The sequence below is a fragment of the Streptomyces sp. BE303 genome (assembly GCF_036290945.1).
Classification (GTDB): Bacteria; Actinomycetota; Actinomycetes; order Streptomycetales; family Streptomycetaceae; genus Kitasatospora.
The window spans coordinates 1-12,109 of sequence record NZ_JAQYWZ010000572.1; the positions used below are offsets into that span (position 1 = coordinate 1).

Sequence of the window (12,109 nt, forward strand, 5' to 3'; positions counted from 1 at the left end):
CTCACCGGCCAGGATCGACAGCACGATCCGGACCTTCTCCTCCGGCGGCAACACCGGCGGCCTCACCATGATCGATCAGACTCCTTCACAGGGCAGGACCCGCAAGAAACAAGCCCTGCCACAAAGTCTGACGCGCGACACGTTTACCCAACCCAACCAAATGGGATGTCTTCCAATGGGTGCTTGCCGACCGTGGCTCACCAGGAGTGGCCGTCCGGTCCTCCGGGATCGACCGGGTGAAGCCTCCGCCACAGAGGCGGATGCAGGCCAGCTGCCGAAATATCACGAGGACGTCCCCCTCTCTGCTGGTTCCGGCAGTCGCGTGGGGGCACGCTCCAGGAGCCGTCACTGAAGGGATTGGGCGGCGTACCGTCGAGAGCACCGACGAGGAAATACCTGACGCCCAAATCAGTCATCGCCGCTAGCCCGAGGCGCAGCGCCCGTTCCTTGCATCCAACTCCCTGGTCCCGCAGGGAAAGGATTCCCACCGTGCCACTCGTCATGAGAGGAACCCTGGCATGACATTATCGGGCATCAGGAGACCGGGCCTCCACATTACCTCACTCGTAGGATTCAATTGGCATAAACCCGCTTGCATAACCTCGAGAAACGGCAGAGAAGGGCCTGATGTCCCCGCTCACAACACATCCGTAGAGGAACTCGGAGACCTCCATTCCGTAGGAGAACGAACGCCCGTCCTCCGTGATAGCCACGATCGGCCAACGTTCCGAAATTTCTCCGCGAGTCTCCCAGAAGAGTGAATCTCCGCGCCCCGTGACGCCCCAGATCATCAACCCGCCCGGATTTGGGAAGACCGAGTACGGCGCATACATCGACTCGAACTCTTGATCCAGATCGGCCAGTTCCGACCGCTTCTTCGATTCGCCCACAATACCGCCGTGCGAAATGTCTCCAACCGCCCCAAAAACTTCAATCGCGCCATTGAACTCACCCCACCCGAACGCCTCAGCATAATCCTTGTAAGATCCCGGAAGCGCCAAGCCGAGCAATGACTCGACCGCAGTCCAGTCGACATTCTCTCGCGGTCGATCCCATCCGATTTCGATACGAAGACGCTCAGTCCAACTCAACCTAGACCACCTCCACTATCAACGAACGTTCGGAACTCGCGCCACAAACCTTGTATTCCTATTGCCCCAAGCGATCATGACAATGGATGTCGGGATCGTGTTGTCGCCATCGTAAACCGGGCGGACGGCATAGTAAACCGACTCACCTGAATCCACTGCAGCCTTTACCCGGTTCTCGTACCGCTTCATGGTCGAGACGTTCACCAGACTGTACAACGGAACCAGGTTACGGCGGTCCAGCCCGTCACCGCCCAGCTGCCGCGCCAACAGGTGACCACGGTTCAGGCCGGCCCCCAGACGGAACCCCGGCGGCAGCAGGTCCGGATCCCGGATCGGCCACTCAACCTCACTGCCCATGATGTTTGTCCAATCCTCATTGTGCGGATTGAGCAGCTCACCGGTGCCCGAATCGAAGTAATTGTAGGCAGGCCGGTTAAGGCAGGCCTGCACTCCGGTTGCCCGTCCAAGCCCGTCCAACGGCTGGTAGTAGACCTTGCTTCGCCCCCCGTTCACACAGTCGTATCCGGACTTTCGGTCATCGAATTTCTGAACGTACGACTCGGCCTCAACGTCCGTCAGGACAAGGAGCCCGGGATTCCCGAGCTCATTTTCGGGAATGACGTTCTGCTCAATGGTCAGCTGGTTCAGCAGATCGACCGTGTTATAGCTCGCGGCGAGAAAGTTGAGGGCGTCTCGGGAGTTCGGGGGGGTCCAGTCGACCTGGGGGGTGGGGCGTTGGGGTGCGGGTGCGTTCTTGTCGAGGATGGGTTTGGGGGGCTCGGCCTTGGGCGCGGCCGGGCGTGGGGGTGCCTTGACCGGGCCGCAGGTCTTGCAGGTCGGCTGCTTCTGGGGGCCGCGGGCTCCGGTCGGGTTCTTGACGGACGAGCCGGTCGGCTTCTTCGGGGACGCCGGGCCCTTCGGCGAGGCCGGTGGCGCGCCCTTTGCGGTCGGCGAGGAAGCTGTTCCCTGGCCGACCGGCTTGCTGCTGGACAGGCGACCGGGGTTGCTCCGACGCCAGTCCCGGGCCTCCTGCTTCTCGCGGTCGATCTCGTTGCCCCAGGAGCTGCTCGACGATGAGCTACTCGTGGAGCCATAGCCACCGAGTCCCACCACGTTCGCACCGGCGAACGGCACGCCCGGCACGGGTGCGGAGTTCGGAGCCTGTGCCCGGGCACCCGAGGTGTTCGGGACGTACGGCGCGGCCGGCTGGGCCGCCTGCGGGGCGGACTGGCCGGAGCCCTGCTTGATGGTCACGGAGCCGCCGAACCGGCCGTTGCCTCCGAAGTTGATACCGCCGCCGTTGCCGGCCGCCGCCTGCCCGGTGCTGGGGCCGGGGACGGCGGGGGCCACGGCCGCCGGGCCTCCACAGCCACAGTGCGAGATGTTCTCGTGCCCTGTCGGGTCGGTGCCGTTGATCGGGCTGGCGTTGCCGTACGTGTAGCGGTTGGCCTGGACGGACGGGGACGGGTTCAGCTGCCAGGAGTCGCGGGAGGTGAAGCCGCCGGTACCGGGACGATACCAGCGGGCGCTCATGTTGACGTCGCCGGTGGTGGGGTCGGTCCAGCCGGACTGGTAGCCGAGGCTGGACCGGGTGCCGCTGGTGGTGACGGGCTTGCCGAAGGGGTCGTAGGTGGTGGCGCCGACGACGGCGGTGCCGTCGGTGTTCAGGGTGGCGGTGGCGTCGGTGTGCTGGTCGGTGCGGATGCGGACGTTATTGGTGCCATCGGTGGCGCCGAGGAGGGTACCGGCGCTGTCGCGGGCGTAGCTCCACGTGCCGTCGCTGGTCAGGTTGCTGGTGCCGCCGTCGTAGGTGAACCTGGCGGCGTTGCGGCCGATGACGCGGTCCAGGCCGTCGTAGGTATAGGTGACGGTGCCGTCGCTGATCAAGCGGTTGAAGGCGTCGTAGCCGAGGGTCTCCTCCTGCACTCCGGTGGTCACGCCGGTGAGGGTGCCGCGTGCGGTATAGCGGTAGGTGCTGGTGCCGTCTCCGAGGAGCCGGTTGCGCTCGTCGTAGGAGGCGGTGGCGGTGCCGTTGCCGGTGCGGTTGCCGGCGGCGTCCCAGGTGTACGGACTGGTGGTGCCGTCGGCGGTCCACGAGGTCAGACGGCCGGCGAGGTCGTAGCCGTAGGTGTTGTCCCGCACCGGGTCGGTGGGGGTGCCGCTGACGGTCTTGCGGGTGAGACGGTCGTCGAGGTCGTAGGCGTAGGCGGTGGCGGTGAGCTGAGCGCTGGTGCCGACAGTGGGGTTCACGAGGAGTTGGTCGGCGGCGAGGCGCCCCAACGCGTCGTAGCTGAGACGGCGCTCTGACATGGCCTTGAGCTTGGTGGTGTCGGCCGGGTCCGGGGCGACGTAGAAGTGCTTGCTGAGGCGGCCGTCGCCGTCGTAGCCGTACCAGTTCTGGGTACCGGTCTGGGGGTTGTGCGCCCAGTCCAGCTGACCGTCGGGCTTGTAGCCGAAGATGCTGGTTCCGGTGGACTTGTCCCAGCGCTTGGTCTGACGGCCCTCGGCGTCGTACTCCCAGGTCTGGGCCTGGACGTTCAGGTCGGTGCCAGCCTTGAGCAGCAGGCCCCGATCGTTGTAGGCGTACGCCTGGCTCGCCGGCGCGGTCGCGTTGTGCTGGACCAGCTGTCCGGCCTTGTCGTAGGCGAACTCGCGGTCGATGGTCCCCGTCTCCGCTCCGGCCCCGCTCTCGCGGACGACACGCCCGGCCGGGTCGAAGGTACGGGTGCGCACCACGCCGCCCGGTTCGGTGAGCTTCACGGCCTGACCGGCCACGTCGTAGGCGGTGGTCCAGGTGCGGTCGGCCGCGCCGGGGTGGGCGGTGGTGGACGGTTCGACCGTGCTCTCGGGAAGGCCCCAGGCGTTGAACGTGTAGACGGTGGTGTTGCCGCGTCCGTCGGTGAGACGGGTGCGGTTGCCAACGGCGTCGTAGCCGAAGGTCGTGGTGATCGGCTGGCCGACGGCGACGGGCTCGGTGAACGCGACCGTACGGCCGAGCGCGTCGTAGCGGGTGGTGGTGACGGCTCCGGTCGTCGGGCTGGTCGCACTCACCGTGCGGCCTTCGAGGTCGAACGCGGTGGTGACCGTGCGCAGAACCGAACCGGCGGCGTCGAGGTCCTCGGCGACGACCGGGTTCCCGAGGCCGTCGAAGCGGATGCGGACGGCCTCGCCCATCGGGGCGGTGCTCTTGACGAGGCGGCCGACACCGTCGTAGTCGCGGCGGCTGGTGCGGCCGAGCGGGTCGGTCGCCGTGACGATCTGGCCCGCCACGTTGTACGTGGCCTTCCCGACGCTGCCGCCGGGGCTGGTCGCGGCGGTCTGGTTCCCGGCGTCGTCCCAGGTGAACCGGCTAGTCAGGTTCTGCAGCACGGGCTTGCGTTCGACCGTGGTGGCGGTGAGGACGCGGCCGAGCTGGTCGTAGGTCGCCTCGGTGCGGGCTCCCAGCGGATCCGTGGCGGAGAGTCGGAGCCCGGTGGGGGTCCAGGTGGAGGTCCAGGTGGGCGGATTGTCGTCGACCGGAGGCTGCAGACCGCCGACGGAGTTGGGATCCACGCGCTTGGTCCCGTGGCCGAGGCGGTCGTACGCGAAGGTGGTCCGTCGCCCGGCCGGGTCGGTGGCGGCGACGACGCGGGACAGCTTGTCGTACTCGACCCTGCCGGTGGCGTTGAGCGGGGTACCGGCTCCGGGCGGCGTGTAGGCGGGCAGGGCGGTGGAGGTGGCACGGCCGAGCCGGTCGACGGTGGTGCGGGCGACGCGGCCGAGCGGGTCCTTGGCGGAGACCTCCTCGCCGAAGGCGTTGTAGCCGGTCGTGGAGGTCGGCCTGATGATCGCCCCAGCGGCGCCGCCGCTCTCGGCCGACACCGGCGGCGAGGTGACGGTGACGGGGCGGCCGAGGACGTCGTAGGTGTACGTGGTGGTGTGGGCGGCCGGGTCCGCGCCCGCCGCGTTGCCGATCGGCGAGGTGCTGCCGATGACCAGGCCGCGCTGGTCGTAGGCGTAGGTCGCGACGCTGCTCGGTCCTCCGAGGGAGGAGGACAGCTCGCTGCGGGTCAGGCGGCCCGCGGCGTCGTAGGTGTTGCTCTGGACGCTGTTCTCGATGTCACTGACCTTCAGGGTGGTGGACGTGACGCGGTCGTCGGCGTCATAGCCGGCGGAGACGGTGCGCTTGAGTCCCGCCGGATCGAGCACGCTCCGGGTGACGTGGCCGACGGAGTCGAAGGTGTTCACCGTGGTGGTGCGGCCGCCACCGGTGGTGCGCTTGACGAGCTGGCCGGCACCGTCGTACTCGGCCGCCTCCATCACGATGGAACGGACGGTCCCGTCGGACTGGGTCACGTTCTCGACAGTTACCGTCGCGGGCAGCCCGTCGTCGAAGTAGGTGTAGGAGGTGACGGCGCCCATCGCATCGGTGACCGACGCCAGGCGTCCGGCCGGATCGTAGGCCCGACTCTCGACGGTCAGGTCACGGGTGGCGCCGACGTCACCGTTCCAGCCTTCGACGACGGTGGTCGCGCGCTGGCTGCGAGGGGTGTAGGTGAACCGCGTGACCTGGCCCAACGGGTCGGTCAGGCTGGTAATGCGGCTAAGCGCGTCGTAGCCGTAACGGGTGACGCCGCCTTCGGCGTCGGTGTCCGTCTCGGCCCGTCCGGCCGTGTCGTAGACGGTCGTGGCGGTCCGTGAACCGTCTGTGCCGACGATGTCGGCGCCGGTCGTGCCGGTCACCCGGCCGTCCGCGTCGTACGTCGTCGTGGAGCGGGTCTGGTGCTCGGAGCCGGTCACCGCGTCGGAAACCTTCGGCCCGGTCTGGACGGTGAGGCGGTTGCGGGAGTCGTACACGTAGGTGGTGGTGACGCCTGCCGGCTGCGCGTCGGAGGTCTCAGTCGTCCAGATCTTGCGGCCGGCCGTGTCGTAGCCGTAGGTGAAGACGAGCCCGCTGGGCAGCACGGATCGCACCACGTCACCCGCGGCGTTGTAGGCGTACGTCGTCACCGCTCCGCCGGCGGTGGTCTCGGTGGCCAGCAGACCCGGCGGGGTGGTGCCGCCGCCGGTGGCCGGCTCGGTGCCCGCGGTGTAGGTGGCACGGGTGGTGCGGCCGTCAGGGCGGGTGGTGGTGTCGGGCAAGCCCAGGGCCGTGTAGCTGACGACGGTGCGGTAGGTGTTGTCGGCGGGCCCGGAGGAACGGCCGTCGCGGGTCTCGGTGGGCTTGTCGTTGCGCGGATCGCGCGGGTCGTCGGGGTTGAGGAAGTAGCCGGTGTAGGAGGTCCAGCAGGAGTTGACGTCACGGCAGGTGGTGATCGAGACGGTGTTGCCGCGGGCGTCGTGGCCGCTCACACTGCTGTGGCCGTTGGGGTCGGTGACGGAGTGGAGGTAGCCGCCGGTGTCGTAGGTGTAGCTGGTGGTGGCCCCCGACTCGTCGGTGCGGGCGATCAGGCGGTTGCCGCGGGTGGCGTCGTGGACCTCGGTGGAGACGCCGCCGGCCGGGTCGGTCAGGGTGACGCGGGACGCCAGTTCGGTGGCGGCCGACAGCGAGCGGGCCTGGTAGTGGGCGGCTACGCGCTCGGCGGTCAGCGGGTGCTGGTAGAGGGCGACCTCATCGATCTGGCCGTTCAGCCAGGACGAGCTGCCGTTCCCGCCGGGCATGGTGCCGGTATAGCCGCCCCCCAGGTAGGTGCGGTTCATGTTCAGGTGGTCGGCCGCGCCGGGGAGGATCCCGACCAGCGCGCCGTCCAGGTAGAGGGACTGGGTGCCCTGCCCGGCGCTGAGCACCGCGTGGTGCCACGAGCCGTCGGTGACCGCGCCGCCCGAGGTGACCGGACCGCCGGAGATGCCGTAGTACCCGCCCCGGAGCTTTCCGTCGGAGCCGACGTACAGGGCCGGCACCACGTTGTACGGCGGCGCGTTCACGGGCTCGCTCTGCAACGAGAGCAGGACGCCCGGTCCCGAGGTGCGGAACCAGAGCTCGGCGGCGATGTCGGCCCTGGCCTGGAGGACGGGCGTGGGCAGGTCGACGTAGGACGTGCTGGTGCCGTTGAACTCGACCGCCTTGCCGTCACCGGGCCCGAACACGCCGGTGGTGGCGGGCGTGACGGCGGGCCCGAAGGTGCCGTTGCCCTTGATCGCGGCGACCTCGCTGGCCACCGCGGTGCCGCCGGTCTCGTCCAGGCGCCAGTAGCCGCCCGGGGAGTCGGCGACCACCGACGCCCGGTAGCCTGCGCCCTGCCCCGCGACCTGGGAGCCGCGGGCCCGGTAGTGGGCGAGGACGTCGGCCTCGCTGAGCGGGTGCTGGTAGATCGCGGCCTCGTCGATGAGGCCGGTGAAGCGGCTGATGTCGCCGGGCGAGGCGGGCCACAACCGGGCGAAGCCCGCACCCAGGTAGGTGTGGGTGTTGGCCTGGTGGTTGACCGCTCCGGCCTGTGAGCCGACGATCCGGCCGTCCATGTACAGGGTCTGGGTCGCCCCCTGGGCGGAGAGCACGACATGGTGCCAGGAGCCGTCCGTCACCGCGTTCGCCGACTCGGTGCTGGCGCTGGTGTCGTAGAAGCGGCCCCGGAGTTTTCCGTTGGAGTCGACGTACAGGATCGGAGTCCAGGTGCCGCCGACGCCCTGAGGATCGTCGATCGTGCGGCTCTGGTCGCCCATCAGGACGCCCGGCTCGGTCGTGTTGAACCAGAGCTCGACCGCCAGGTCGGTCGTGGCGTGCAGCACCTCCTGGGGGATCTCGATGTGAGAGGCCGGCCCACCGTCGAAGCGCACGGCGGTGTCGTCGGTGGGAGCGAAGACCCCCGGCGCTCGCTTGGTGACGCCGTCACCGTACGTTCCGGCCGTGCCGCTGCCGACCTCGCCGGCCGCGAGCGCGCCGTCGCGCTCGCCGAGGCGCCAGAAGCCGGCCGGGTTGGAGGCTTTGACGGCGTTGCTGTAGAGGAAGGAGCCGCCGGTGAAGGCCGGATCGGAGATCCTCCAGTCGCCGCCGGCGCCGTCGGTGACGGTGGTGAGCCGCTCGGAGACGCCGTCGTAGGCCATCCGGGCGCCGGTGCGCCCGGATGGCAGGGTGGTTCGGGTCAGCTGGGCGCTGCCCGTGCGAAGCGCGTAGTGCTCGGCGACGGTCTGGTCGGTGAGCGGCTGGTCATAGACGGCGACCTCGTCGACCTGGCCGTTGAACCAGGACCAGCCGCCGTTGCCGCCGGGCATGGTGCCGGTCCAGCCCCCGCCGAGGTAGGCGCGGTCCATGTTGATGTGGTCGATCTCGCCCTGGCCCGTACCGACGAGCGTGCCGTCGAGGAACAGCGCCGTCTTGTCCCGGGCGCCGGCGAGGACCACGTGGTGCCATGCGTTGTCGTTCACCGGGCCCGCCGTGGTGATCGGGCCCCCGGTGATGCCGAAGAACATGCCGCGCAGCCGGCCGTCGGAGCCGACGTAGAGCGCCGGCACGACGTTGTACGGGTCCTCGCCCATCGCGCGGTTCTGCAGGGAGAGGATCACACCGGCGCCGCCGGTGCGGAACCAGAGCTCGACGCTGCGGTTGGTGGAGGAGCTGATCGCACGGTTGGGTAGTTCGACCCAGGAGGTGGGCCGTCCGTGGAGGGTCACGGCAGTGTCGGTGCTTCCGGCCAGGGGACCGGGGGTGCCCCAGGCCACGTCCCTGGCGTCGCTCGGCGCGCGGTCGCTGACCTGGGCGTCGTTGGCGGCGGCGCTGCCCGTGTTCTCGCCGAGCCTCCAGTAGCCGCTCGCGCCCGCGTCACGGACGGAGGTACGGTAGCGCGAACCGGTGGCGTACTCGTAGACCGTGCAGCCCTTGTCTGCGGTGAGGGCCACTTCCGGCGGGCAGACCTTGGTGAGGCGGTCGCCGTCGTACTGGTAGGACCAGCCTCCGGTGGAGCCGGACGGGCTGACGTTCGTCACGTGGTTGCCGGTCCAGCCGAAGCTCACGAAGCGGCCAGAGGTGGAGTCCTTGACCTGCATCAGCTTGTCGCCGGCGTAGAAGAGCTCCTGGATGTGCCCGGCCATGTCCCGTACCTGCCCCAGCCGACCACTGGGGTCGAAGTAGTGGGCCCTTCCGCCGCGGTCGGTCAGCAGCCAGTTCCCGTCGGGGAGCTTGCGCAGGTCGGCCGCCATGCCGGAGCCTGCGACGTAGGAGTTCTTGCCCTGGTCCCAGCCGAAGCGGGCACGCGAACCATTGGTCGCGGTGAGGAGCACGTTGCCGGGCATCGACAACCAACTGCTCGTCTCCACCTGGATACGCATGTCCCACGGTGTGCTCCAGCCGGCGCCGAAGAGGCCGGTGGTGCGCGGATCGAGCGAGTTGTAGCTGCGGGTGACGGACAGGTCGGGTCCGACGGTGGGCACGGAGGCGTCGGTGGCGGCGGCGGTGTAGTTTCCGGCGGCGGTGTTGAAGGCGCGGCCAGTGTCGGAGGAGTTCACGTACTGGTTGGGCTGGGGCAGGACGGTGCGAATGTACGACGGCTGGGACCAGTCGCTCTCGGCCGCCCCGTCGCCGGTCTTGGCGTACCAGGCGTACTGCTCGTTCCAGCCCAGCCATCCGGCGGGCACGGCGAACCGGGGCTGGCCGATCAGCCAGTTACTCTCCCGACAGTCCACCCGGGGGTCGTTTCCGGCCACCCGGCACACGGAGAACTTGAAGTCGAGCGCGGAACTCGGGGCGCGGTCGGGGTCCTGGCCCTCCGCGGCGAGGGTCGGCTGGGTCTGGTAGACCACCGCGCCGGACGGCGGGGCGAGCCGGGTGAGGTGCGGCGGCACGTTGACGGACGAGATCCGGATGGAGATGGGCTGGACGTAGCCGTCGATCCAGAAGTTGCTGTGCATGAAGTCGTCCATGGTGAACGCGACGGTGTACGTCCCCTGGGGCAGGGTGCGAATGTGCGCGTCGATCACCACCCCGGTACCCGGCGGGACGTCGTGCGGCATCGACGTCCAGGCGACGTTGGTGCCATAGTTCGTGATGTCGTTGCCCCACTCGTCGTAGAGCAGGTACGACATCTTGTAGCTGCTGCTGGGCGTCCAGGTCTCCATGCCCCAGTTCCAGGCCCGGAGCCGGACGATGCCCTCCTGGGTCATCGTCACCGGCTGCTGCAGGCCCCACAGCTCGTAGCCCGCGCCGTACTTGGACCAGGTGATGTCCAGGATCGGCTGGCCGCCGTTGTGGTCGTCGCTGCCGAACTGTTTCCACCCGTAGGAGTCCCACATGTCGGCTTTGATCGCCAGGCCGTAGTTGGGCGACCAGTGGTGCGTCCAGGAGTTGACGAGGTTGCGGCCCTCGGCACCCAAGTCGATCGACTCCCACGCCTGGGCGCAGACCCAGGCGACGTTGGCGCTGGGCCGCCAGCCGTGGGCGAAGGCCGGAGCGGCGAGCGCGGGGCCGGTCGACGGACCGGGGAAGGCGCGCGGGAGTCCCTCCCACCAGTTGGAGGTGATGGGGTGGATACTCACCGTCCGGGAGCGGCAGCTGCTGGACCACATGCTGTACAGCGACAGCCGGACACCAAGGACGTTGGCGTTGTTGAGAGCGTCCTCCACACCATTGAACTTGATGTAGGACTCGGCCTGGTGCACTCCGCCGTCGTAGGTACCGGCCTTCAGCGCCACGTCACCGGAGAAGTCCAGGTTGTAGGGCGACTCGATGTAGGTGCCGTCGACGGCCTTGATCGAGGACAGCGAGGGATCGACCTTGACCGGGTAGACGCGCTCCGCTGCATGCAGCCATGCCTGGTCGAGCGTGACCTTGAGAGCCTGGCCGCCGTCCACGGACACAAGTTCGTAGCCGACGCCACCGGAGATGGCACCCTCTTCGGTGTTGGGGGCGAAGGCGGAGTCCTGCATCCACCCGGGCGGCATCCGGCCGCGCACGGTGCCCGACAGGTCGGTGAACACCACGGCGCCGCCGGCATCCAGCGACGCGGTCACGCCCTGCAGGCGCAGTGGGAAGACCCACTCGGCGGAAGCGGCGGCGTCCTTGAGGACGAGAGTCTCCTTGAAGGAGGTGCTGCCCGCCTGGAAGGTGACATCGGCGTGCGGGCGTGCCTCGGGATACGTGATGGTGCCGCCCTGGGTAGTGCCCTGGGCCTGGGCGGCGTCCTTCAGGGCGTAGCCGACGGAGACCCCGTCGGCGAGCTGGAGACGGACGAGCGGGTCGGCGTCGGCGCTGAGCGCGAGGGTGAGCCGGCTCTCCCCGGAGGTCGTGGTCCAACCGGACTGGGTGGGCGCGGCGCGGCCGGCGGTGACCTTGCCGTCGGGGATCAAGGTGGTGTCGATCTCGGCCCAGGAGCCGTCGGCACGGCGGAAGTTGACCGGACTGGGGTAGCTGCGGGTGGTGAAGGTGCCGTCCGCATTCCGGTAGGTGCGCTGGTGGGCGGTGCGCTTGTCCGGCAGCTCGGTGCTCGTGGCCGGGTCGAACTCCTTGGACCTGCCGGTGCTTTCCTTGGCGGCCTTCTCCGCCTTGCCCTGCGGTTTGGTCGGTGTCTCGGCGGCCTGGACCTCAGTGGTGGGCAGGGGCGCCGGCGGAGGGATGAGCGACGCCGATGCAGTCGGGTCCGCGCCGGCCGTCTGCTCCTCGGGCAGCTCGCCCGGCGCCGGCACTGCACCGTCGCGTCCGCCCTCGGCGCCGGCGTCGGCGCTGGTCGCCGCCGCGCTCGCGTCATGGCCGAGGCCCTCTGCGCTGCCGGCGCCCTGGCGGGGAAGGGGGCCCGGGTCCGGTGTAGCTGCGGCGGCCTGACGAACGATCTCCTCAGCGGCCGCCGTCCCCTCCGCCGTCCCGAGGACGACCATGGTCAACGACAGCAGGAAAGCGACGGAGCGGTACAGCACGCGGAACCCACCAGACAGTCAAGGGAACGCAAACAGAGCATGCTCAGATATATCTGACTGTCAGTGGACGTTAAGTCCGTTTCTGGTAGCGGCCTCGTCCGGGTTGGGTGAGGAAGCCTTGGCGAGTGAGGCGTCCGAGGCGGCTGCGGGTGATGTTGACGGACGCCTCGTCGGTGGGCATGCCGAGGAGTTCGTGCAGC

The 12,109-nt window shown here is 69.1% G+C and carries 2 protein-coding genes; both read right to left on the reverse strand.

Going from position 1 to position 12,109, the window contains the following annotated elements; translation table 11 throughout:
- Positions 1 to 560 precede the first annotated feature (560 nt).
- Positions 561 to 1,091 carry an SMI1/KNR4 family protein gene (locus PUR56_RS12785; RefSeq protein WP_329874323.1) on the reverse strand — a complete coding sequence of 177 codons (531 nt, stop codon included), beginning with the start codon at positions 1,089 to 1,091 and terminating at the stop codon, positions 561 to 563.
- Positions 1,092 to 1,109: 18 nt separating this feature from the next.
- Positions 1,110 to 11,909 carry a LamG-like jellyroll fold domain-containing protein gene (locus tag PUR56_RS12790; protein WP_329948985.1) on the reverse strand — a complete coding sequence of 3,600 codons (10,800 nt, stop codon included), beginning with the start codon at positions 11,907 to 11,909 and terminating at the stop codon, positions 1,110 to 1,112.
- Positions 11,910 to 12,109 lie beyond the last annotated feature (200 nt).